The following is a 23,395-nucleotide window of genomic DNA, read 5'->3' as shown; positions in this document are numbered from 1 at the left end:
CATAGATTGTTGTTGTTGAATCATTTGACTCACCTGCTCCCTTTAATACCTTTATTATACAGGAAAAAAGGTACAGCCTCCTCAGTTTTCTTGAGGGTCTATACCTTTTTAAGTATTAAAGGGACTTTTTCAGTGGCCTCGTTAGTGCTTGGGAGATTTTTTATTGTATAATATACTGGACATGTGTATGGGATTACTGTCACTCGTGCCAATATACGGATTTTTCATACTGCCGATTGTATAACAAGTCAGAGTGATGACAGTGAGTTTGATTTGCTGCAGGAGACTGCCGTTGACCCGGCAGAGCCTGTTATTATTTTGCATGAGAGCACTAACCGGGCATGGTACTTTATTCAAATGGGTAAGTATCAGGGATGGCTGGAATATGTTGAACCAGCGGAATTTTTAACAGTTATCGCTAGTAAACTTAAAGTAGGCGAGGCCGACAGCCACGTGACCAAAGGGGTTTTGCCGTGTGCCAGTCATGCGCGTGGTAGTCAGCGACTTATCGCTAACGCTCAAGAGTGGAGAAACCTACCTTAAAGCACTAACTGTTGGGAAACAATTCCAGCAAATGGGTGTGCTATTGGTTTAGAGAGGGTAACCGTGTTATAATAAGTGCGTTAACGTGTTTAAAGGAGCTAAATGGTGACCATGACTAACATGAAAAATGTCTATGATGAAGTCCGTGTTTTTTTTGATGAAGAATCAGAATGGGACGCAGCGATAAAACGTGAATGGATAGAAGGTTTTTTGCGGCAAAAGGCCTGGCAGGGAGCCAATGATGAGACCCTTAGGGATACGTGGCGCAATCTTCATATGTTCGTATTATATTTAGCCTATTCGGGTGAAACTGTCGTCGATGAGATGACGGCTTCGGAGTATAGTTTGGCCGTAGAGTGGATGATTGTACAAATAGAGGATTTTAAGCCCAGTATTAAAACCGTACGGCATTTATTTGACGTATTGCAGGAGTTTTATGGCTATCTGGCTACGAAAAAAATAATTACGGAAGTAACCGGGTTGCAACAGGCAGCAGAGTTTATGACTGGAGGCAAACGGCTTAAGTTTATCGAAGCTGATACCGAACAAGATGAGTTACAGGGGCTATTTGAAGAAGGCGCGAGTTCATCTAAATCGTTGCTGACAATGCCTAAAGATATCGGACGAATTGTTGGCGAGGCGGTTGAACGTCTGATGATTAAGTTTAGTGCTTATTTCCAGCAGGAGAATTTTGTCGATGACTTTGACCGCGCGTTGATGCTGTATCTTGGGCCTTTAGGTCAAATGCCGGAAGATGAAGATGACGACGAGTTTTGGCTGGGATTTTGGGACTATTTTCTATTTGATTATCATCTACTGTCAAATGACCGGACGCCGCTGGTTCAGTTTAATATGGATTATAGTGAACGCCTGGCAGGTGAAGAACGGAAGATACTACAAGAGCTTATGGGCGCAAAATTCACGGTGTTTTATGTGGAAAGCGTAATTAATCAGGATTGGGTCGAATGTATTAACCTCCTGACAGAGGAAAAATTCCGTCTTCCTAACCCTAATTTTGATTATAAACTTGTGAAAAAACTACTGTTTTATGGTCATGTTTTCTTGCAGCAAGAGGAAAAGGAACTGGTTATGATTAATTTCATTACCAGTGTCGAGATAAGCAGTAATTTACGAAGGCGGATTAAAGAAGAAATTGTCCGGCAGAAAGCCATGCTGCAGATACAGCAGCCAGAAGCGACTTGGAATGAATTTATGCAGCGCCATGCCAATGCTGTGCGTCACACCATTGACCTTTTAGCTACTTGGGCCAGAGTCAATGTTACCTCATATGCACAGGTTGAGCGTAGTTTTCCACAGCCTGCCAGCGGTGATAAAGCAGTTCCTGTTAATAGTGAAGTTACAGAACTAATCGAGAGGTTTATGCCCAAATTTGGCTATTCCCATCATGACTCTGTGTTGGCGCAAAAATTGTGGCAGGATTTTTCTTATATGGGAACAGTAAATGTTCGTAAGCCTGCCGCCTGGGCATCTGCCGTTATTTTTGCCTATTCTCAGATTAATACCGGCGATTCCGAGGTTCCCGCTGAGACACTGGCCGAAGAAATGGCTGTAAGCAAGTCCAGCATTAGCGTAAACCGTGCTAAAATGTTTGAAGTATTGAAACTGGAACGCTATGACCTCCGTTATCTAAGCGAAGAGGGCATGATTTCGTTGTTATACGATTTGCAGTAAGTGTTAGGAGGGGTGGAGAATGGAATGTCCTAACTGCAGTGCACAAATAGAATCTGGAGCTAGTGCCTGTCCGCACTGCGGACAGGAGCTGGCAGTTAAGGTGCTCAGCCGTCAGGAGCGTGACAATTTTAACGGTATTACTATCGAAGAAAAAAATGACAATGAGGGTCGGCGCCGGTACACCGGTTATGAATCCGGCAATAGGGCACGGGTTAAAGGAATTAATATTGCTTTTGATTCCTCCGGCTGGACGGGTAAGCTGATTGTCGCTGCCATTTTGGCGTTACTGGTGTTCTTTTTCCTGCCGCTACTAGTGTTTATTTTGCTGGCGGTTGGCGCAGTGCTTGTCACTGTCTGGTTATTGAGAATGCTTAGAAGATAAGAAAGCTAAAAAAACGCGGGCGCAAATTTGCGTCCGCGTTTTTAAATTCGTTTTAGTGGCTGAGAAAGCCTATTTGAATAAAGAAGAGTATCATAAATAAATACATAATGGGGTGGATTTCCCTGGTTTTGCCACGCAGTATTTTCAGCAAGGGATAGACAATGAAACCGATGCCAATTCCTGTGGCAATACTATAGGTTAAGGGCATAGTGACGACAACCAGAAAGGCAGGAAATGCTTCTTCGGTATCTTTCCAGTCAATATCTCTGAGTCCGTTCATCATGAAAAAGCCGACGATGATTAAGGCTGGTGCCGTTACGGCCGGAATGCCGGCAAGCATTTTTGCTATAGGCAGGGCAAATAGCGTAAGTGCCAGCAAACAGGCGGTAACTACTGCTGTAAGTCCTGTCCGTCCGCCGACGGCTACCCCGGCGCCTGATTCAATATAGGCTGAGGTCGGGCTGGTTCCAAGGGCGGCACCGACAGTAGTAGCAATAGCGTCTGCCAGAAGTGCGCCTCTAGCGCGGGGAAATTTGCCGTCTTGTAGAAGACCGGCCTGTTCAGCTACACCCAGCATGGTCCCTGTGGTATCAAACAGGGTTATCAGCAGAAAAGTAAAAACTACAGCGTACAAACCTTGGGAAAATACCCCGCTGATATCTAATTTAAAAGCCGTGTTTTCCAGGCCACTCGGCAACATAAAGAGCTGTGGCGGCAAGGTTATCATACCTAACGTGGCAGCGATGAATGCTGTAACAAGCATGCCGACAAAGATCGCACCTCTCACCTGGTAGACTAATAGTATCAGTGTAACGACAACGCCAAGGACTGTTAGCAGCGTCATCGGTTCTGCTAAATGGCCTAATGTAACTAAGGTTGCCGGCGAAGCGACAATGATTTTGCCATTTTGCAACCCAATAAAAGTAATAAATAAGCCAATACCGGCTGTAATTGCATGCTTTAGACTGGTAGGAATGGCGTTAATTAAGATGTACCGGAATTTCGTTAAGGATAACAGAACAAATAACACGCCGGCAATAAAGACCGTGCCCAGGGCTACTTGCCAGGGAATATGGGAGCCGACAACAACACTGTAGGCGAAGAAGGCATTCATGCCCATGCCTGGTGCGATGGCTATCGGATAGTTGGCAAACATCCCCATGATCAGGGTAGCAATGATGCTGGCAATGGCAGTGGCCATAAACACCCCGTTGAAGTCCATGCCGGCAGCGCTTAAGATAGCTGGATTGACAACAACGATGTAGACCATTGTCAAGAACGTTGTTACGCCGGCCATAACTTCGGTAGTAAAGTTTGTGCCGCGTTCTGTGAGTTTAAACCATGAGTTAATGATGTATCTCTCCTTGAGGACCAGATAATAACTGATTCTTTAATTTTTGATATTCCTGGGTAAAATATACGCTATTTTGGGCTTCGCGGTGGTCAAATCCGTAGGCGCGGCGGCTGACGGCCAAGACGGGTGGGGCTTGAATCCGTTTGGCTACTGCCATGCCGGTATAAAGGCGCCACCAGCGCTCAAGATCCTCGATAAATTCACGGGGTCCGGGAAAAAGCTTGTTTACTAAGCCCGATTCGCAGCCAAGTTTCTGCTCAAGTACATCAGTGCCCTGGTTGTACCATAGTAAAATATCTTCTGGGGTAGCCCTGTTCCAATATTCCATAAAGGAGCGGAATAAAAAGTCATGATAAGGATAGATGATGGGATCGCCCTTGCCTTCATCAACAGACTGCTCAAAAGAGAGCTCGGCGCTTGGCACTAAGTCAATCACTGCCTGAGGGATTACTTCCCGGCCATATACTTGAGTGTTTAAATGGTTTGCCAATTGATAGACCTGATGTTTCCATAAATCAGCCAACGCGGCTAAAAAGCCGGCTTGGTCGCCATAAAGAGTAGAGTACCCGACAGTGAGCTCACTCTTGTTGGCATTGCAGGTAAACCCGCCGCCAAAGGCAGCGGCTATGCCTGAGAGCAGGCGGGCTGACCGGTCGCGGGCCTGAATGTTCTCAAAAACAAAGGAAGATACGGACAGATTGCTCTGCTTACCGCTCCCCAGATTGGTTATAGGGGTTCCGCCTATTTGGGCAGCCGTGTGTTCCACAGCTTGCCCAATCGGCATAACCGTATATAGGCAGCCAAGATTGCGGGATAATTGCTCAGCCAGATCTTTGGTTGTTTTTGAGTTAAACTTACTGGGCATGTTTACAAGTAATATATTGTCCGGCTTTAAAATGCTGGCATACAGCGCTGCAGTTACCGCCGAGTCGATGCCGCCTGATACCCCGATGACTATCTTGGTCATGCCAATTGACTGTAAGAACTGCTTAACGCCGTAGCAGACAGCCTGATACAGGCTGTCAATGGTGAAGTCATTGGGCACGCTGACAGGCGTAAGGTTTTGTCCGCCAGAGTTAAGGTCGAGTTCAAGATAATCAAGTGCTTCAGTAAATGGCTGACAGTAGGCGATAATCTGACCGGCGCTGTTATACACTGTGCTGAACCCGTCAAAGGTGTATACTGTTTTACCATTGTTTTGCAGGCCGGTGTTGTTAACATAGAGTAAGGGGATGCCCGTTTCTTGGGCCTGTTTGGAAAACACTCTGTTGCGTTTGTTATTCTTGCCCAGCGTAAACGGTGAGCTGGAAATATTAATGATTAAGTCTAACGGGCCGTTAGCACTCAAAGCAGCAATTGGGTCAACGCTGTAATCATCATTCCAGCCGTCTTCACAAATAATGCAACCCAGGTGGTATTCTCTGTCCCTAATTGATATTTTTACAGGCGTTAATAATGTCTCTAAATCCTGTTTAAGTTCAAGTGCCAGCTTACGTAAGCTGAAAAAGTGCCGCGTATCGTCAAACTCACGGTAATTCGGCTGCAGTGTTTTGATGCGTGTGGCAATAAGCTGACCATTGTGAGCAACAAAGCAGGCATTATGTTTGCGCACCCGGCCGTCGTCACCGTGCTTGTCCCATTGAACAGCTATATTACCAAAGATGATGCAGATACCCTGGGCGGCAGCGATTATTTCCCGACCATAGGCCTCACAATCGCGCAGGTATGCCTGCTGTTCCCAGGTATCGCCCAGTAGATAGCCGGGGATGGACATTTCGGGGAAGATAATGATATCAGTTTGGTGGTTGCGGGCATCATTAATCATAGTTAACATTTTGGCGGTATTTAAGTCCGGCCTGCCAGGAATAACTTCCATCTGGCCTAAAGCAATTTTGAGCAAAAAACCTTCACCTCAAATCGTACAAATGACATGCAGTGTTCTTTTCGCTGCCAGCCAGCGCTTGTCCTTCAAAAGGTGGCTAATATGTGTATTATTTGTAACTTAGTCAGATTTAGACGTCAACTCTGCGTAAATACACTCCTCCCCTGGAAATAGTAAGAAAGCCGCCAAGAATGACGGCTCTCTTCGTTAGCGCACTACATAATAAATACTGACATCAGGATGTTCTGACAGATCAACCACTGATCCATCGTCAAGCTGGACCATGGACAGCGAAGGTTTCTCTTTGTTGATAAATACCACCCGACCCTCACGGCCATCAGTAAGCGCTACCCGGTTGCCTGAGAGAAAGTTGGACATACTGTCAGTAAAGGTTATGCAAGATTTAGGATCAAGCCTGTAAACCTCATCACGCAGTTTTTGCAGACTCAAGTAAGGGCTTAGCATAGATTGAGGATTATCACGGTTAATCGTGAGGGTTTCGTCATAAAAATCAGCTACAGCAATAATTTTAGCATATGGATGAATGTAATAATCAGTAATTCCTCCGGGATAACCGCTGCCATCCCGCCTTTCATGATGCTGAAAGACGGCTGCAGTAATGCTTTGTGATATATTGGGGATTTTGCTGACAAGTTCATATCCATAGGAAACGTGCTTTCTATACTGTTCGTACGCTTCTGGCGATAGTTTATAAGGTTTATGTAACAATTCGGTAGATAAGCGGGACTTGCCGACATCATGTAATAAGCCAGCCAGGGAAATGGCATTGACTTGCTCTGGCGGATACTTGAGCCAGGTGGCAATAAGGGCTGAGATGGCACTGACATTAACGCTATGATACATAGTATAATCATCGCATGGCGGCAGATTATAGAGCCGGTCAACCACATTGCCAGCCTCAGCAACATTGGCGGCAATGTCAGCGGCCGTGGCAGTAAAGGCGTCGAGTGGAATTTCCTGTGTAGCTCTGATATCATCAAATGCTTTTTGCACTACTAGGACAGATTGGTTATAAGCATTAAGAAACTTCTGCATCTTGGGGTCAATAATAGGATTGGCAGAGGTTACTTCGGTATAGATTAAAACTTTGGGGATCTGCCAGTTGCCCAATTTTTGAATATTGTGCTGGCTGAGGATATTGTTTTTTGCAAATAGTATTTTCCCATCGTCTGAGCAGACATCGTGGGCCAATTCCATCCCCGGAACAAGAAACTCAGTCAGATGTTCAATAATCTTACGTTTTTCGTCGCCAGTTTCGCTCATAAGCACCTCTCTGCACGTGTTTCACATAAAGGGATAAAGATAGACTTAGTCGCTCTAAACTCCCGCTTGCAGAAGTGGGAGTCTTGAGCGACTTAGAGATCAGATAAATAATTCAACATAATATGGCAAAATCCTCCACTATGGCTGAATATATTTCAGGAAAAATTTGCTGTTTTGTACTATATGTTAGCAGGATTTTTATAATTAGTGGATAAGTATTATACGAGTATTATTATTTGGAGGTGTTACTAGTGACCGATTGTTCGACAATCATGGCCATTATCCAGGCCAACCGTGTGGAGACTGCTGTAAAGGTTCAAGATGTACTTACGAAATATGGTTGCCATATTCGGGTCCGGCTTGGACTACACGATGCTGCTGTGTGTGGCTGTACTAATAGTGGCATAATATTACTACAGTTGTGTGGCGATGATGTACCGGTTGATCAGATTGAACAGGAACTAAAAGTAATACCTGATGTAAAAGTAAAGTACATGACACTAGATTAAGCAAGTACGAGCGCGGCTTACCGCGCTCGTACTGTTTATTGACAAATTGAGGGAACAATTATATACTGTGAAAAAAATGCAAAAGCTATCGACGAAAATTCTGATTGGAGGGACTACTCTTATGCCAGCAAACGTATATTTTATTCCGGTGGCAGATGCTCTGCCGCCAAATGAACAAGCCAAGGTTATGGCTAAAATTTTTGAGTCTTCCGGTGCCGCTCAGACAGTTGGCAGTAATGATTTAGTTGCTATAAAAGTTCACGTTGGTGAAAAGAAAAATACAACCCATGTTAAGCCTGAATTGGTGAGAGAATTGGTGCAAAAGACAAAAACCTTAGGTGGTCAGCCATTCCTTACTGAAACCTCTACTTTATACAAAGGTGAGCGTGAAAACGCTGTAAAACATATTCTGCACGCCCATAACCACGGCTTTAGTATCGAAAATACAGGTGCACCGTTCATCCTGGCTGACGGATTGGCCGGCAATACTGAACATGAAGTTGCTGTTGACGGAGAACTGCATAAATCTGTCAAAGTGGCAAGAGAAATCTTGACTGCCGATTCATTGCTTGTTGTTTCGCATCCGACCGGGCATCCTGCAGCCGGCCTGGGTGCCTGCATCAAGAATCTTGGTATGGGGTTGTCCAGCCGTATGGGCAAGATGCGCCAGCACTCGGCCATGCTGCCGGAAGTGAGCGATAAGACGTGTCAATTTTGCCAAAAGTGTATTAAATGGTGTCCGCAGGATGCTATTATTGAACAAGCTGGCAAAGCATATATTATTACCGAAAAATGTATTGGCTGCGGTGAATGCCTGGCTGTCTGCCGGTTTGATGCCGTAAAATACGACTGGAATGCTGAGTCAGGGTTCATGCAGCGAAGTATGGCTGAGCATGCTTATGGGACAGTGATTGGCAAACCGGGAAAATGCTTCTTCTTCAATGTTCTTATCGATATGACCAAAGACTGCGACTGCTTTAGTGTAAAACAGCCAAAACTTATTCCCGATATAGGTATACTTGCCTCCAGTGATCCGGTTGCTATTGATAAAGCCACCCTTGACCTGACGGCCAAGGCGCATGGCAAAACCCTGGCTGAAATGTCATATGCCCATCATGATGCGATGATCCAAATAGAGCATGCTGCCAAAATCGGTATGGGATCGCTTGAATATCAGCTAATTACTGTAAAATAAGCTGCAAAAGAGTCATACACTGTAGTAATGGCAGGTTAGGGGAGATACGGGGTATTATGAAGACGAATGCCGCCAGAATATTAGATGGTCTTAAGATTACATACGAACTCAGGGAATATAAAGTGGACGAAAATGATTTAAGCGCACAAAATGTCGCAGATAAGGTCGGTATGCCGCATGATCAGGTGTTCAAGACATTGGTGGCCAGCGGCGACAAGACAGGCGTGATTATGGCCTGTATTCCCGGTGCTGCCGAGCTTGACCTTAAGGCCTTGGCAGCCGCGAGCGGCAATAAAAAAGTAGAGATGGTGCCGTTAAAAGAGGTGCAGCCGCTGACCGGTTATGTAAGAGGCGGGGTTTCGCCACTTGGGCCCAAAAAACGCTATCCAGTATACCTGGATGAAAGTGCCGGTAAGTGGCCGGCAATCGCTGTTAGCGCCGGTATACGGGGATGCCAGCTTGTTGTTGCCCCTGATAAACTGGCACAGGCCATAAATGCTACATTGTGTCAGATTGCCCGCAACTGATAAGTACTTTGATTCCGAATGTCCGGGGGAGGAGTTTTTTTTACTATGGAAATTACTATTCATAACAGTATTAGCAATGTTGTTCCCAATGGCCGGTTAGGTTATCTAACTATCAAAAATGTCGTCGTCCGGGGGACACCACCAGCCTTGAGCCAGGAGTTTACTCAGTTGCAAGCAGAAGTGGCAAAAGCATACAATCTGAATATACTGCCAAAGCTTCCCCGGATTTTGGCAGTCCGTAATATGTATAAAAAGCTTGACTTTGATCCGTCGCGGTATCGCCCGGCGTCTGAAGCACTGGTGCGGCGGGTGCTGCAAAAGAAGGACTTATATTATGTTAATAGCGCGGTGGATGTTAACAATTATTGTTCTATCAAATATTTATTGCCTTTTGGCCTATATGACCTAGACCAGATAAGCAGTGATGTTGTCTATAAGCGCGCTAGTGAAGGCAGTTATACTAATATAGCTGGTAATGTAGTCTCCACTGAAAACAAACCGTTTTTAACAGACAACGACGGCGTATTCGGCAACCCCACCTCAGACGCGCGCCGGACAGCGGTCACGCTGGCAACCCGGAATCTTTTGGCGGTTGTCTACGCTGATGAAAGTGCCAGCACCGATGAGTTGCAAGAGATACTTGATTTTGCCGGAGAGATGTTTGTTTTCTATAATGGCGGAACCGTAACAAAAAAGAATTTTGCTTATACAAAGTAAGTGTCGCTAGATCTGAGCTACTGGGAAGGAGTATTTTATTATGTATGTTAGTTCACGCGGTGCAGCCGCAAGGCTAACGGCGGCTCAAGCCATTGCTCAGGGGATTGCCCCTGACGGCGGCCTGTTTGTGCCGGAAGCCATACCGTCGATAGACGGGCAGTTTTTGACCAGTCTGATCCCGCTCACCTATCAAGAGCGGGCAGCAGCCATATTGCGTTTGTTTTTAACTGATTATACTGATGCTGAGATAACCGAATGCGTAGCAGGTGCTTATGGCAGCGGGAAATTTTCGAATAGTGCTGTAGCCCCGGTTACAAGGGTAGCGGATGGGACATTTGCCTTAGAATTATGGCATGGACCGACCAGTGCCTTTAAGGATATGGCGCTGCAGCTATTACCCAGGCTCTTGGTTTGTGCGCTCAAAAAAATTGGCGAGCAGGCCGAGATTGTTATTTTAGTTGCGACATCAGGCGATACTGGCAAGGCGGCTCTCGAGGGTTTTAAAGATGTTGAGCAGACGCGGGTCATGGTCTTTTACCCCGAGGATGGCGTTAGCCAGATTCAACGGCTGCAGATGATTACCCAAGAAGGAGCTAACCTCAAGGTAATTGCTGTAAAAGGTAATTTTGATGATGCCCAGACAGGTGTCAAGAATATCTTTAGCGACAAAGACTATAACGCCGTGCTTGCTGAGCATGGGTTTAAGCTGTCATCGGCTAATTCGATAAACTGGGGCCGACTTGTACCGCAAATTGTGTACTATTTCAGCGCTTATGCCGATTTGGTGAGGGATAAGCACATTCCGTTGGGTACTCCGGTAAACTTTGTGGTTCCGACAGGTAATTTCGGTAATATCCTGGCTGGTTATTATGCCAAGCTGATGGGATTACCTGTTAACAAGCTAATTTGTGCGTCAAATAGCAATAATGTACTGACTGATTTTCTTACAACAGGCGTTTATAGTCGTAATCGTCAGTTCCACAAAACGTACTCACCCTCAATGGATATTCTCATTTCCAGCAATCTGGAACGGTTGCTATACCACATAACAGGTGGTAATTCGGCACAAGTCAGCCAGTGGATGACAGAACTGAATACTACAGGTCAATATAAAATTGCAGATGAGTACTTGGCTGCTATCAAAGCAGTGTTTCCGGCTGCTTGGGTAAGTGACGAAGAAACGGCCGCAACAATTGGCCAGGTTCATAAAGAACACGGCTATCCTCTTGATCCCCATACGGCAGTTGCATGGCAGGTTGCTGAAAACTACCGGCGTCAAACAGGTGACACTACCCCTGCCATCATAGTTTCCACGGCCAGTCCGTTTAAGTTTAACGAGACTGTACTTGCTGCTTTAGCTGGTAGTGATAGCCTTATAGGCAAAACCGAATTTGTAGCCTTACAAGATTTGGCTAAAATAATTGACAGACCTGTACCGCCAGCACTCGCTGAGCTTGAGGTTAAGTCTGTCCTGCATACCGCTGTATGCAATAAACAGGATATGCCCAGTGTAGTAAAAGCTCAATTACATGTAAAGTGAATTGCAATAGCAAGAAATAAATGCCACATGACCGAGGGTTATGTGGCATTTATTTCTTTAATACTATACTATTGACATAAATAGCAGATGCTATATCGAAAAAAGATGAGATTTTTAGTGAAAAAGACGTTCTGTATACAAAATACTTATGTTATAATTATATAGGCTAGCCAAAAAACCGCGATATGTGAAAGGGAGTATGGAGCATGAACGGGAATATACATTATAACTTAAGTCCGGCACAATTGGTAGAAGCAGCGATTAGGCGGGGCGAAGGGCAATTGACTGCCAGCGGCGCGCTACAGGTTACCACTGGTAAATATACAGGCCGCTCGCCGAATGACAAATTTGTTGTTGACTCAGCTGCGGTGCATGACAAGATTGACTGGAATGGTAATAAGCCATTTTCCCCTGATAAATTTAATCAAGTATATCATCGGATGCTTGCTTATATGCAGAACCGGGAACTATTTATCTTCGACGGTTTTGCTGGCGCTGATGCTGGAAATCGTATTAGTGTTCAATTTGTGAACGAATTTGCTTGGCAAAATCTATTTGTGCATCAGTTGTTTATCCGCCCGGAAACCGTACAACCGGACATTGCTCCTGATTATAAAGTAATTTGTCTCCCCGGATTTAAAGCCGATCCTGCCATGGATGGTACTGCTTCAGAAGCTTTTATTATCCTGAACTTTGAGCAGCGATTAGTACTTATTGGCGGCACCCATTATGCCGGGGAAATGAAAAAATCGATATTTACCGTTATGAACTTTATCTTGCCTGAGAAGAACATTTTGTCTATGCACTGTTCCGCCAATGTAGGTGCAAAAGGGGATACCGCCCTGTTTTTTGGGCTAAGCGGCACAGGCAAAACTACCTTGTCAGCCGATCCGGATCGCCGCTTGATTGGCGACGATGAGCATGGCTGGAGTGATGAGGGCATTTTCAATATTGAAGGTGGCTGTTATGCTAAGTGCATTGGCCTTAAACATGAGACTGAACCACAGATTTGGGAAGCTATCCGGTTTGGCGCTGTCTTAGAAAACGTAGTGATTGACCCTGCAACCCGCATGCCGGATTTTGCTGACGCCTCAATCACTGAGAATACGAGAGTTGCTTATCCGGTCGACTATATACCTAATGCGTTAATTCCCGGAGTGGCCGGGCATCCGAAAACAATTGTATTTCTGACGGCCGATGCCTTCGGCGTTTTGCCGCCGATCGCTAAGCTAAATGCTGAGCAAGCCATGTATCATTTCTTGTCAGGATACACGAGCAAGCTTGCTGGTACCGAACGCGGTATTACCGAACCTCAAGCTACCTTCTCGGCTTGTTTTGGCGCGCCGTTTTTACCACTTTCCGCACTTAGATATGCCGAGCTCTTGGGAGAAAAACTTAAGCGTCACCAGACTAATGTTTTCTTAATTAATACTGGTTGGTCAGGTGGTTCGTACGGTGTTGGCAATCGCATGAAGCTATCCTATACCAGAGCGATGGTGACAGCGGCAATTGAAGGTCATTTGGAGCAGGTGTCTTTCCAGCTTGATCCAATATTTAATGTTTACGTCCCTACAAGCTGCCCGGGTGTACCTGATGAAATTCTCATGCCGCGCAATACCTGGACTGATAAAGAGGCCTATGATCACAAGGCTAAGGAATTAGCCAGCCTATTTATTAAAAACTTTGATAACTTTCACAAAAATATGCCTAGTGAAATAATTGCCGCTGGGCCGCGTGGTTAATATAATCTGACAGGGTACTGATATTCTATATTCGAGTTTGCTAACCAAGAATAACTGAAAGATCTAAAACGGCCATCTTTCCCCGGGATGATTGGGGAAAGATGGCCGCGGTGTTTATCTTGCCAAATAAAGAAATTAGGATATAACAGGGAGTTTTTGTGTAAGGGTTAGAATGGGTGCAAACAAATCGCCATACTGGGTCGTACGGCTTAATACATTCTCTGCTTCAAAGGCTAGTGAATCTGGATTTTTTTTCTCTACCACATTGACAACTTCCTCCCAGGTTACGGGCGTAGAGACGGTGGGGCGCTCCTTAGCGCGGAGTGAATAGACACAAACTGTTGTCTTGTGCTCGTCATTTTGGCTCCAATCAATAAAAACTTTACCGGCGCGCAACACTTTCTTCATATTGGCAACAATTAGGTCAGGATATTTTTCCTGAAAGCGGTTGGCAAGTACCCGGGCAAAATTCTTAGTAATCTCGTAACTTACCGGTGTATTAAGCGGTACATATATCTGCAGGCCCTTGGAGCCTGATGTCTTAGGGAAGCTTTGCAGCTTATGCCTGTCAAAATAGTCTTTTAGGAGTAGGCCGACCTGAGCACAGTCCACAATGGTCGCAGGCGGACCAGGATCAAGATCAAAAACCAGAAGAGAAGGTTGGTTTACCGCTGGGGCCACAGACAGTGAAGTGTGGAGTTCAAGTGCCGCCAGATTGGCAGCCCATACTAAGGTTGGCAAATCAGTGGCGTTGCAGAAGTTGATGTTACGGTTATTGCTGCTGCTCCATACCGGAATGGTTTTAACCCAGTCAGGACGATGTACCGGACATTCTTTTTGATAAAAAAACTTGCCCTGCGCGCCATTAGGATAACGCTTGACTGTCAGCGGCCGATTGCTAAGATGGGGCAGAAGAACAGGGGCGATACGAATATAATAGTCAAGCATTTGTCCTTTAGTGAAGCCTGTGGCAGGATAAAACACTTTGTCGAGATTGCCGATTTTTAGTTTACGCCCACCTACGTCTATGGTTGTTTTGGTCTTGTTATCACTGGGCACTGGCTTTTTTCCTCCTGGGTGCTGCGGCTTGTTTTACCGCCTTGGACGACTTTGCGCCTTTGCCGCCGTCACTTTTGTTTTTTATGGCTGAGATGCTAGCCTCAAGGGCAGCCATTAGGTCAATTACTTTACCGCCTTCTTTAACCTCAGGCTGACTGATGACTGTCTGGCCTTCGGCCTTTTTCTCCAGCATTTCCAGGACTTGATGATGATACTGGTCATGGTATTTGGTAGGTTCAAACCCGGTAGACAGTGATGCAATGAGCTGCTCGGCCATGGCCAGCTCTCTTGTATCCGGTTCAGGGACATCGATTGGCAGTTCTTCTAATTGGTCTGCGGCAATGATCTCGTCGGCAAAGTGCATAGTCGATAACGCCAGCGCTTTTCCTGCCGGGCGGATAGCGGTAAGATATTCTTTGTTTCGCATAACCACCCGGGCAATCGCGACTTTACTGGTTTTTTGCATAGCAGCCAGTAGGAGGGAATAGGCTTTGCCTGCTCCTTTATCAGGAGTGAGATAATAGCAGCTGTCGTAGTATAGGGGGTCAATCTGGTCAAGCTCAACGAAATCTTCAATAGATATAGTACGGGCGTTTTTAGGCTGAATAGCTTCAAGTTCATCGCTGGTGACGACTACATACTGGTCAGGAGAGATTTCATAGCCTTTGACAATGTTTTCAGCTGATACTTCAGCACCGTCAGCCGGGCAGACTTTTTTTAAGCGAATGCGGCAGCCGTCCGATTTACGCAGCTGATTAAAGTGAATGGACTTCTTTTTTACGGCGTTATACAGCTTGACAGGAATGTTGACAAGACCAAAACTGATTGAACCACTCCACATCGGGCGGGGCATAGGCACACCTCCGGTGATTAGTCTTCGCGAATTACCTGGCGTGGGTCTTTGTCATCTCTCAAACCCTTGAAAGATGGATGGCGAAGGGTATGATTGGGGGTCCATTCGGTAAATTCGAATTCTCCGATCAATACCGGCTCAACATAACGAGCGTTTTTAACGGTAGGATCTTGAGTAAAAGGATTAGTTGGCCTGCTCAGCGGCGCCAGTCGTTTGCCCAGTGCGGCCAGGATAGCCTGAGTAAAGCCGGTGCCGGCTTTGCCAGCGTATAATAAGTTCTGGGGAACACCTCTAGCTTGTGCCACCTGAGGCGTAACATCATAACAACCGATAAGCAATGCACCGATTTTCCCTTCACGGGTACCTTGGCCAGGTATCCAGCCGCCGATGACCAGTTCTTGGCGGCGCTGGTTTTTGATCTTGAGCCAGGCTCCGGTACGTTTACCTGCTTGATAGGTACTGTCAAGGCGTTTTACAATAATGCCTTCCAGACCTAGTTTACGGCTGGCATCTAAGATGGTTTTCCCATCACCTGTTTTGTAACCGGGAGTTTGCCAGTGAGTACCGTCAAGACGAAGGCTTTCTAGTATAGTCCGTCGCTCGGTATAGGTTTTTTCCAAGAGTGAGTGGCTATCGAGGGACAAGATGTCAAAAATTATATAGTGAGCCGGAATCTTTTGCATCATTTCGATGATCGTTTTATCGTGAGTGAGTCCCATACGGTGCTGCAGTCGGGAAAAGGAGGGTAGTCCAGATGGATCAAAGGCCACAATTTCTCCATCCAGAATTAGTTCGGTATGGCTGCTGCCTGCTTCCTTAGCCAATGCGTGCAGTTCGGGGTATTGATGAGTAATGTCCTTAAGGTTGCGGCTCAGCAGTTTGAACTTGTTGCTTTCCAGATATAAGATGGCTCTGATACCGTCCCATTTGATTTCAAAGCTATAATTATCTTGTTCGTCAGGCAGTGAACCTGCTTTTGCCAGCATTGGCTTAATTATTGGCATAATGTCCTCACGAATGATAGTTTGTTCTTAGTTTTCTCAGGGTTAGCAAATATATTACATTAAAAATAATGCAAGAAAAGCAATGTCTAGCCCAAAAGACCCGAGAATGCAAGGAAATTCTAGCGTTTCTATGGATTTTTGGCAACAAAAAACAGGCCGGAATGTATCCGGCCTGTCGATTAGGCAATAAGTAAATTATCTGTTGGATTGGAAGCAATCGCGGCAATATACAGGTTTTCCGGCAGTAGGACGGAAAGGAACCTGGGTTTGAATGCCACAAGCGCTGCAAGTAGCGTCGAACATTTCGCGTTGGGGACGAGTATTGCCGCCGCCCATGCGACCACCGTTTTGACGTTTTCTAGCTGCACGGCAATCCGGGCAACGGGAAGGATCGTTTTGGAAACCCTTCTCAGCATAAAAAGCTTGTTCTGATGCGGTGAAAGCAAAAGCTGCGCCGCACTCTTTACATGAAAGATCTTTGTCTTGATAATCCATCTTTAACCAACCTCCGTAATATGTGTTTGACTCAAACAATTGCTGGTCGGTTGGTCAAGACTTGAAGCTGCTAGCCATCGAAAGCAATTATGTTTTGTCATATAAACAATATAACGCGTACTAAAGTAATTGTCAAGACTTGGTTATTGTTTTTTCCAGTTCATCCAACATATTTGAAAACTTATTAAGGGTAAGCTCAACAGGCTCGGGTGCCGACATATTGACACCTGCTTTTTTAAGTATGTTGATCGGATAATCTGAGCCGCCGCTCTTTAAGAAGTTAATATAGCGCTGTTGGGAACAGTCGCCTTCAGTTAGCATTTGCTCAGCCAGTGTTGTGGCTGCCGCATAGCCGGTAACATACTGGTAAACATAGAAGTTCCAGTAGAAATGAGGAATTCTGGCCCATTCAATGTCTATTTCGGAGTCAACCACCATATCCGGGCCGTAATATTTAACGTTAAGAGTATGCCACAATTCATCAAGCAAATCAGCTGTGAGTGTTTCACCGTTTTCAGCTTTGTCATAAATGCTTTTCTCAAACTCAGCAAACATTGTTTGGCGATAAACGGTAGCCCGCACCATTTCAAGATATTGATTTATCAGATATAACTTCTTTTGCTTGTCTTTGGTCGTTTTTAAGAGGAAATCATTTAGCAGGATTTCGTTGGTGGTTGAAGCCACTTCGGCGGTAAAGATAGTGTATTGGGAGGTGGCATACGGCTGGGTGGCTTGACTGTAATAGCTGTGGATGGCATGACCCATCTCATGCGCTAAGGTGCTGACATCCTCAAGGCGATCATTGTAATTTAAGAGCACAAAAGGATGGACGCCATACACGCCCCAGCAATAAGCACCTGTTTGTTTGCCTTTATTTTCATAGACGTCGATCCAGCCTGAGGTCAGACCCTGATTTAAAATGCCGGTATATTCAGGACCAAGTGGAGCTAGACCGTCACGTACTAATTTTAGTCCCTCGGAGTAGGTTATGTCGAATTTTACCTCTTGTGCTAGTGGGGTGTATAGGTCATACATATGGACTTTGTCAAGCTTTAAAGCCTTTTTCTTAAGGTCGATATAGCGGTGCAGCGGTGCCAAATTGTTATTGACTGTGTCAAGCAGGTTGTCATAGACGCTTACAGGGATGTTTCCGTCAGATAAGGCTGATTCTAGTGTCGAGTTAAATTTGCGGGTACGAGCGTAAAAAATATTCTTCTTGACATTACCTGATAGTGTAGCGGCGAAGGTATTGCGGAAGGCGTCATAGGAACCGAATAATCCGGTAAAAGCATCTTTACGTACGCGTCGGTCGGAAGACATAATGAGCGAGCGGTAGCGTCCTTCGCTCAGTGCGAGGGGTTTGCCGTCCTCGCCGATAATGTCAGGGAACGTCATATCCGCATGGGCCAGCATATTAAAGATCGTTTCCGTAGCTTGTGTGGCTTCGGCAGAGCGGGACAGGATTTCTTCTTCGGCTGGTGATAAGACATGCTGCCTTTGGCGAGTTAGGTTTTCAAAATAAAAGCTATATTCTGCCAATGAGTGTTCACGCCGGAAAGATGTCAGTACATCATCAGGTATGGCTAGGATTTCCGGTTCAATAAACGAAGTGGCGGCGCCTGTTTCAGCAAGCAGGCCTTCGGTTTTACCAACAAGCGCCTGATATTTGGCGTTCGCTGTATTTTCGTCACGCTGCAGGCGGGCATAGGCAAATAATTTGCCAGCCAGGATATTAATCTCGTCCCGCAGTTTTAGGCAGGCTGTAAGGTTTTCGGTTGATTGGTCTAAAGTACCCTTGTACTTAACCACATTAGGCAGGTCGTTCTTAACCTTATCAAAGTCAGATTGCCATAACTTTTCACTAGCGTAGATATCTTCAATCTGCCATTTATACTCAGGCTGTATTTCATCACGGGATGGCAGTCCTGTGGACGTTTGCGACATGAGAACACTTCCCTTCAATAAACTAATAATAACTTATAGTATATATTAGCATAGTATTGTAGTATTTCCTGGTATAGCATGCCTGAGTAAAATATTTTCTATACTTTGAAGTATTTCAGGATACCGTCACAGATGCTTTCGGCAGCATTATCCCGGCCATCCACGCTAGATAGGAGCATCTCTTCGAGAACGTTAGAGATAAACGCAACTTCAATAAGTATGGAAGGCATGTTAGTGTAGCGCAGCACATAAAAGCTGGCAAAGCGTGCCCCTCTGTTTTTTGTGCCAAGTTTCTCCGCCAGACTCCGTTGCACCAGATTAGCCAAGTTTACCGAGTCTTTATCACCATAATGGAAGGTGGTGGTGCCAGACGCTGTGTTGCTGGTAAAGGCGTCATTATGAATGCTGATAAATAAATCAGCTTCAGCCTGATTGGCAGCCTCGACTCTTGCTCCCAGTTCTTCGTTGGCTGTTGCGTTCGTGTAAGCTACGTCGGCATCAGCGTCTCTGGTCATAACTATTGTGGCCCCGTTTTTCTCAAGCCTTTCTTTGAGCAGCAAAGCAATAGCTAAGGTATTGTCTTTTTCCATAGTACCGGTTGGGCCAAGAGCGCCCGGGTCGCTGCCGCCATGCCCGGGGTCCAGGCAGATAACTTTGCCCGCAAGGCGTACAGTTTCATCTTCGGTTCGTTCATCGGCATGATTATCGGCTGGCAGCCGCGGCATGGATGAGTCTTTTGAGTTTAGGAGCACCAATTCCCGTTGCGCATCATAGCGGATTCCCCAGTTAAGAACCTTAGCCATATTGCGGAGAGTTATTAGTAAATCACGGTTGACGCGGGCGTTACCAGGCAAGTAGCGTCCATCAATCATTATCCGCATACTGTTCACCATCCTCACGTAGTATAAGTGAGCTATAAGGTAATGTTTACCTTATTTTATTTTATGCAGAGCTGGTAATGGTGGTGACTAACTGCGCACGTACAAGTTATTGAAGGATATTTGACAAGCCTGCCCGAAACTACTATACTTGCAGGGAGATTATGGGACCAGGAGAATGACATGAAAGTTCTGCTATCAACGTTAAATGCTAAATATATCCATTCATCCCTGGCGCTGAAAGACTTAGCGTCCTATTGTCAGGCATCAGGGTACAATGTGACTGTCCGTGAATACACCGTGAATAACGGCTTGCTTGAGATATTAAGTGATATATATGCTTGTCAGGCTGATGTAATTGGTCTGGCCTGTTACATTTGGAATATTGAAGCCAGTCTGGAGCTTGCTGCACTAATCAAGAAAGTACAGCCTCACGCAGTTGTCATCCTGGGCGGGCCGGAAGTCTCCTATCAGCCGGAATGCATATTAACCGATCATGCTGCCGTTGACTATATAGTACAGGGTGAAGGCGAGCAAACGCTTAAAACTTTGCTGGCAGCGCTACTTGCCGGACAGACAGCGAAGAATATTCCAGGCTTGGCTTATCGCAGCAACGGGGCAATTGTTACCAGTCAGCCCCAGGTAGTTGCTAAACTTGATGATATTCCCTTTCCTTATATAGATGATGAAATGACGCTTCTCAAGGATAAAATTCTCTATTATGAAAGCTCCCGCGGGTGTCCATTTTCTTGCCAGTATTGTCTGTCGAGTGCTACTGCGGGTGTGCGGTTTTTGAGTCAGGAACGGGTATTTAGCGACTTGCAATTTTTTGTTGAACATGATGTGAAACAGGTTAAATTCGTTGATCGTACCTTTAATGCCCGCAAAGATCACTATTTTCCGATATTGAAGTTCCTGGCTGCGCAAAATTGCCGGACTAATTTTCATTTCGAGATTGCTGCCGACATCTGGGATCAAGAAGTAGTGGAGTTTTTAAGCAATGTTCCACCAGGGCGATTTCAGTTTGAGATTGGTATTCAATCAACAAATGAAGAAACGCTTGCTGCAATAAAGCGGCATAACAACTGGCCACAGATTGTTGACCATGTAAGCAAGGTTAGAGATTACGGCAATATTCATCTGCATCTGGATTTGATTGTGGGCCTACCTCATGAAGACCTAACGGTATTTGCTAAGTCGTTTGACGATGTTTACCGTCTTCAGCCTGATATGCTGCAGATAGGTTTTCTCAAATTGCTCAAAGGATCAGGCATCAGACAAAGCGCTGCTGGACATGGCTATATTTACATGGATAGTGCGCCGTATGAAGTACTCGCTAACAACTACCTCGACTATGGCCAAATCAGACAACTCAAGATTTTTGAAGAAGTATTTGAACAGGTGTACAATAGCGCCCGATTTAAGTATAGCTTGCCATGGTTTATTGCGCTTTCCGGCAATGGAGCATTTAATTTCTACTATAAATTAGCTTGTTATTGGGAACAGCAGGGTTACCATCTTGTTGCTCACAGTGCCAAGACATTGTATAAGCATATGGCAGAATTTTGCGCTGCCTTTTATCCAGATAATGAGCAGAAATACCAAGAGCTTTTAAAGTTTGATGCGCTTATGAGTGAGCATGGGGCGGTACGACCAGAGTTTTTGCCCTGGAATCAGATGAATCAAGCGGCAACCGACAAATGGGCAGAATGTAAGACCGCTTTTTGGCGGGATAGCGCTCGTGTTCGGCGGTATTTGCCTGACTTTACGTTTACTACATGGCGGGACCTCAAGAAGACTTTTCACGTCGAGGTATTTAGTGTGGACATACCCGCCTACTTAGAAGGGGCCGATAATTTGGAGAATCGCGAAGTAGCTGTGCTTTTTTCTTACAAGAATGCGAAACTAACTTATCAGGTGATTAATCATGATGACTTCTGGACTTAGATATAACGCATATTCTGAATACCTGCGCCAAAGGTATGGTGAAAAAGTCTATAAATTGCCAGTCAGCCTGCCTGTGACCTGCCCAAATCGTGACGGTCAATGCGGGCACGATGGCTGCGTATTTTGCGGTGAGATTGGCGCAGGCTATGAAAACCTGCCGGCCTGGTTGACTGTCAGTGACCAGCTGGCAGCTAATAAAGCTCATATTGCACCTAAATATAAAGCTAAGAAATTCATTCCCTACTTTCAAAATTTCAGCAACACTTATTTGCCGGTAGAACAGTTAAAGCGCCATGTCGTCGAAGCCTGTCAGGAAGATATTGTGGCCATCGCGTTGGCTACCAGACCTGATTGTATTAATGACAGGTATTTGGAGATGTTGGCTGAGGTCAGAGAAGAATATGGTATTGATATTAGTATTGAACTGGGTTTGCAGACAGTAAATTATCATACCTTGGTCAAGATTAACCGCGGTCACACTCTTGCTGAGTTTATTGATGCTACACAGCGAATCAAACGTTGGTCAATAGGCGTGTGTGCCCATCTTATACTAAACCTCCCCTGGGATGACATGGCTGATTCAATAGAAAGTGCCAAAATAGTCTCGGCAATGGGGGTTGACCAGGTCAAACTGCATGCTTTGTATATTGTTAAAAATACCGTGATGGCTGACTGGTATCAGAAAGGCGAAGTTACGCTCATCAGCAAGGAAGAATATGTTGCGAGAGTAGTAAACTTTCTTGAATACCTCCACCCGGACATTGTTATTCAACGTTTAATTGGACGTGCGCCTGAAGCGAATACGCTGTTTACTAACTGGCAGACGGGCTGGTGGAAGATACGTGAAGCTATTGAAGAACAATTACTGGAGCAAGATACCTGGCAGGGAAAAAAATGCACTTATCTAAATGGTCCGGCAGTGAGAAAGTATTTGTAAATAATTTAGATAATCAAAAACCACAGTCTTTTTGCACTGTGGTTTTTTTTCTATGCGATATATCTGATTTATTAGAAAAAACTTACTGTTCTGTGATTAACTAAAGTTATTTACAAAGATAACTAGAGTTGTTAATATTATACTGCAGTTAAGAATTAAGGGAGAGTGTAGTATTAATAATGAGAAAGCTTCAATTACTAGAGCAAATCGATAAACTGTCATCGTTACTTCATAGTGAAGATCTAAAAGAGCTCAACTTTACCAAAGGTACAATTAATGAAATGCGTCAGAAGCTTGATGTACTGACTGAAGAATATATTGAATGCTACTGTTAAGCATTAGGAAACATCGTTTTTCGTACGATGTTCCTTTTTTTTGTGCATATGTTTGACATAATATTGGAGAATGTGTTATTATCGTTAAGTTGTCTTTGCTGAGTATGTAATGCGAGACAAATTACCAAAATATGATTATTGACACTCGCTGATGTGCGTGTTAATATATGAAGGTCGGCTCTGCCAAGCAACGACAATAACTACCAAAAAGATTATATTGACACGTGGATTACACTGTGTTAACATAATAAAGTTGTTGTCGCAGCGTAGTGACAAAGGTCACAGTTTTGGATAAAAAGTGTGACATCCGACACCGATGGGTTTATGCGATAGTGTTCCCTGAAAACTGAACAATGTAAAGTAATGCATCATAAAATGCCAGATGTGCGTTGTGCTACTTGTAGCACAAACAAAAACAAATTTTTTTGATTTAATGAGCCGATAAAACGGCTTCAATAAATACACTTTATTGGAGAGTTTGATCCTGGCTCAGGACGAACGCTGGCGGCGTGCCTAACACATGCAAGTCGAACGGAGTAAGTAGCAATACTTACTTAGTGGCGAACGGGTGAGTAA

At 45.0% G+C, this 23,395-nt stretch carries 21 protein-coding genes and 1 rRNA gene; 13 read left to right on the top strand and 9 right to left on the bottom strand.

The genetic code is table 11. From position 1 onward, the window contains the following. The first annotated feature begins 183 nt into the window (after positions 1-183). The 3 genes from VN447_RS00510 (at position 184) to VN447_RS00500 (ending at position 2,617) form a co-directional block, all read left to right on the top strand. Positions 184-543 carry an SH3 domain-containing protein gene (locus tag VN447_RS00510; protein WP_325521714.1) on the top strand — a complete coding sequence of 120 codons (360 nt, stop codon included), beginning with the start codon at positions 184-186 and terminating at the stop codon, positions 541-543. Between the two features lie 111 nt (positions 544-654). Next, a complete protein-coding gene (locus VN447_RS00505) occupies positions 655-2,235 on the top strand; it encodes a hypothetical protein (RefSeq protein ID WP_325521713.1) in 1,581 nt (526 codons plus the stop codon). Positions 2,236-2,254: 19 nt separating this feature from the next. Beyond that, the gene (locus tag VN447_RS00500) at positions 2,255-2,617 is read left to right on the top strand and encodes a zinc ribbon domain-containing protein (protein WP_325521711.1); all 363 of its coding nucleotides are present in this window, start codon (positions 2,255-2,257) and stop codon (positions 2,615-2,617) included. Positions 2,618-2,669: 52 nt separating this feature from the next. Here the strand turns inward: VN447_RS00500 and VN447_RS00495 are convergent, their stop codons facing one another. The 3 genes from VN447_RS00495 to VN447_RS00485 all read right to left on the bottom strand — a co-directional run bounded on the left by VN447_RS00495 (position 2,670) and on the right by VN447_RS00485 (position 7,137). Further along, positions 2,670-3,968, bottom strand: coding sequence for an NCS2 family permease (locus VN447_RS00495; protein WP_325521720.1), 1,299 nt, complete (start codon positions 3,966-3,968; stop codon positions 2,670-2,672). Then, positions 3,964-5,871, bottom strand: coding sequence for an NAD(+) synthase (gene nadE / locus VN447_RS00490; RefSeq protein ID WP_325521709.1), 1,908 nt, complete (start codon positions 5,869-5,871; stop codon positions 3,964-3,966). The genes VN447_RS00495 and nadE overlap by 5 nt, the downstream gene beginning before the upstream one ends. A gap of 189 nt (positions 5,872-6,060) precedes the next feature. Then, a complete protein-coding gene (locus VN447_RS00485; RefSeq protein ID WP_325521707.1) occupies positions 6,061-7,137 on the bottom strand; it encodes an HD-GYP domain-containing protein in 1,077 nt (358 codons plus the stop codon). Positions 7,138-7,388: 251 nt separating this feature from the next. Between VN447_RS00485 and VN447_RS00480 the strand changes: the two genes are divergently transcribed. The 6 genes from VN447_RS00480 (at position 7,389) to pckA (ending at position 13,367) form a co-directional block, all read left to right on the top strand. Beyond that, positions 7,389-7,646, top strand: coding sequence for a hypothetical protein (locus VN447_RS00480; protein ID WP_325521705.1), 258 nt, complete (start codon positions 7,389-7,391; stop codon positions 7,644-7,646). A 121-nt stretch (positions 7,647-7,767) separates the two neighbouring features. Next, a complete protein-coding gene (locus tag VN447_RS00475; RefSeq protein WP_325521703.1) occupies positions 7,768-8,841 on the top strand; it encodes a DUF362 domain-containing protein in 1,074 nt (357 codons plus the stop codon). A 53-nt stretch (positions 8,842-8,894) separates the two neighbouring features. Further along, on the top strand, positions 8,895-9,368 hold the full coding sequence (ybaK, locus tag VN447_RS00470; RefSeq protein ID WP_325521718.1) for a Cys-tRNA(Pro) deacylase: 474 nt from the start codon (positions 8,895-8,897) through the stop codon (positions 9,366-9,368). A gap of 45 nt (positions 9,369-9,413) precedes the next feature. Beyond that, positions 9,414-10,085, top strand: a complete 672-nt coding sequence (locus VN447_RS00465) for a B3/B4 domain-containing protein (protein WP_325521701.1) — start codon at positions 9,414-9,416, stop codon at positions 10,083-10,085. A gap of 40 nt (positions 10,086-10,125) precedes the next feature. Then, positions 10,126-11,625 carry a threonine synthase gene (gene thrC / locus VN447_RS00460; protein WP_325521699.1) on the top strand — a complete coding sequence of 500 codons (1,500 nt, stop codon included), beginning with the start codon at positions 10,126-10,128 and terminating at the stop codon, positions 11,623-11,625. 206 nt (positions 11,626-11,831) lie between these two features. Continuing rightward, a complete protein-coding gene (gene pckA, locus VN447_RS00455; protein ID WP_325521697.1) occupies positions 11,832-13,367 on the top strand; it encodes a phosphoenolpyruvate carboxykinase (ATP) in 1,536 nt (511 codons plus the stop codon). 135 nt (positions 13,368-13,502) lie between these two features. Here pckA and ligD (VN447_RS00450) read toward each other — a convergent pair whose 3' ends face one another. From ligD (VN447_RS00450) to VN447_RS00425, 6 genes are all read right to left on the bottom strand, one after another. Further along, positions 13,503-14,426 carry a non-homologous end-joining DNA ligase gene (ligD, locus tag VN447_RS00450; protein ID WP_325521695.1) on the bottom strand — a complete coding sequence of 308 codons (924 nt, stop codon included), beginning with the start codon at positions 14,424-14,426 and terminating at the stop codon, positions 13,503-13,505. Further along, entirely contained in the window at positions 14,416-15,279 is an 864-nt protein-coding gene (locus VN447_RS00445; protein WP_325521693.1) for a Ku protein, read from the bottom strand. Before VN447_RS00445 ends, ligD (VN447_RS00450) begins: the two co-directional genes overlap by 11 nt. 17 nt (positions 15,280-15,296) lie before the next feature. Continuing rightward, positions 15,297-16,283, bottom strand: coding sequence for a non-homologous end-joining DNA ligase (gene ligD, locus VN447_RS00440; RefSeq protein ID WP_325521691.1), 987 nt, complete (start codon positions 16,281-16,283; stop codon positions 15,297-15,299). Between the two features lie 195 nt (positions 16,284-16,478). Further along, entirely contained in the window at positions 16,479-16,778 is a 300-nt protein-coding gene (locus VN447_RS00435) for a zinc-ribbon domain containing protein (RefSeq protein ID WP_325521689.1), read from the bottom strand. 132 nt (positions 16,779-16,910) lie between these two features. Beyond that, complete coding sequence (gene pepF, locus VN447_RS00430; RefSeq protein WP_325521687.1) at positions 16,911-18,722, bottom strand: oligoendopeptidase F; 1,812 nt, start codon at positions 18,720-18,722, stop codon at positions 16,911-16,913. 98 nt (positions 18,723-18,820) lie between these two features. Next, the gene (locus VN447_RS00425) at positions 18,821-19,603 is read right to left on the bottom strand and encodes an N-acetylmuramoyl-L-alanine amidase (protein ID WP_325521685.1); all 783 of its coding nucleotides are present in this window, start codon (positions 19,601-19,603) and stop codon (positions 18,821-18,823) included. Positions 19,604-19,783: 180 nt separating this feature from the next. Here VN447_RS00425 and VN447_RS00420 point away from each other — a divergent pair, with 180 nt between their 5' ends. From VN447_RS00420 to VN447_RS00405, 4 genes are all read left to right on the top strand, one after another. Further along, positions 19,784-21,547 carry a B12-binding domain-containing radical SAM protein gene (locus VN447_RS00420; RefSeq protein WP_325521683.1) on the top strand — a complete coding sequence of 588 codons (1,764 nt, stop codon included), beginning with the start codon at positions 19,784-19,786 and terminating at the stop codon, positions 21,545-21,547. Beyond that, positions 21,531-22,484 (top strand): TIGR01212 family radical SAM protein, encoded by a 954-nt coding sequence (locus tag VN447_RS00415; protein ID WP_325521716.1) that lies wholly within the window; start codon positions 21,531-21,533, stop codon positions 22,482-22,484. Before VN447_RS00420 ends, VN447_RS00415 begins: the two co-directional genes overlap by 17 nt. A 179-nt stretch (positions 22,485-22,663) precedes the next feature. Next, positions 22,664-22,819 carry a hypothetical protein gene (locus tag VN447_RS00410; protein ID WP_325521681.1) on the top strand — a complete coding sequence of 52 codons (156 nt, stop codon included), beginning with the start codon at positions 22,664-22,666 and terminating at the stop codon, positions 22,817-22,819. Between the two features lie 466 nt (positions 22,820-23,285). Further along, a 16S ribosomal RNA gene (locus VN447_RS00405) occupies positions 23,286-23,395 on the top strand; the annotation flags it as partial.

This window comes from Sporomusa sp., assembly GCF_035561155.1.
Taxonomy (GTDB): domain Bacteria; phylum Bacillota; class Negativicutes; order Sporomusales; family Sporomusaceae; genus Sporomusa.
The sequence above is the reverse complement of the archived record's forward strand: the minus strand, read 5'-3'. Positions and strand labels throughout refer to the sequence as shown.

Bases quoted from the DNA above. Each gene is read 5' to 3' on its own strand.
- pckA (WP_325521697.1), top strand. From the start codon at position 11,832: ATGAACGGGAATATACATTATAACTTAAGTCCGGCACAATTGGTAGAA.
- thrC (WP_325521699.1), top strand. From the start codon at position 10,126: ATGTATGTTAGTTCACGCGGTGCAGCCGCAAGGCTAACGGCGGCTCAA.
- VN447_RS00425 (WP_325521685.1), bottom strand. From the start codon at position 19,603: ATGCGGATAATGATTGATGGACGCTACTTGCCTGGTAACGCCCGCGTC.
- ligD (WP_325521691.1), bottom strand. From the start codon at position 16,283: ATGCCAATAATTAAGCCAATGCTGGCAAAAGCAGGTTCACTGCCTGAC.
- pepF (WP_325521687.1), bottom strand. From the start codon at position 18,722: ATGTCGCAAACGTCCACAGGACTGCCATCCCGTGATGAAATACAGCCT.
- VN447_RS00420 (WP_325521683.1), top strand. From the start codon at position 19,784: ATGAAAGTTCTGCTATCAACGTTAAATGCTAAATATATCCATTCATCC.
- VN447_RS00445 (WP_325521693.1), bottom strand. From the start codon at position 15,279: ATGCCCCGCCCGATGTGGAGTGGTTCAATCAGTTTTGGTCTTGTCAAC.
- VN447_RS00415 (WP_325521716.1), top strand. From the start codon at position 21,531: ATGACTTCTGGACTTAGATATAACGCATATTCTGAATACCTGCGCCAA.
- VN447_RS00475 (WP_325521703.1), top strand. From the start codon at position 7,768: ATGCCAGCAAACGTATATTTTATTCCGGTGGCAGATGCTCTGCCGCCA.
- VN447_RS00500 (WP_325521711.1), top strand. From the start codon at position 2,255: ATGGAATGTCCTAACTGCAGTGCACAAATAGAATCTGGAGCTAGTGCC.
- VN447_RS00465 (WP_325521701.1), top strand. From the start codon at position 9,414: ATGGAAATTACTATTCATAACAGTATTAGCAATGTTGTTCCCAATGGC.
- VN447_RS00485 (WP_325521707.1), bottom strand. From the start codon at position 7,137: ATGAGCGAAACTGGCGACGAAAAACGTAAGATTATTGAACATCTGACT.
- VN447_RS00435 (WP_325521689.1), bottom strand. From the start codon at position 16,778: ATGGATTATCAAGACAAAGATCTTTCATGTAAAGAGTGCGGCGCAGCT.
- VN447_RS00410 (WP_325521681.1), top strand. From the start codon at position 22,664: ATGAGAAAGCTTCAATTACTAGAGCAAATCGATAAACTGTCATCGTTA.
- VN447_RS00505 (WP_325521713.1), top strand. From the start codon at position 655: ATGACTAACATGAAAAATGTCTATGATGAAGTCCGTGTTTTTTTTGAT.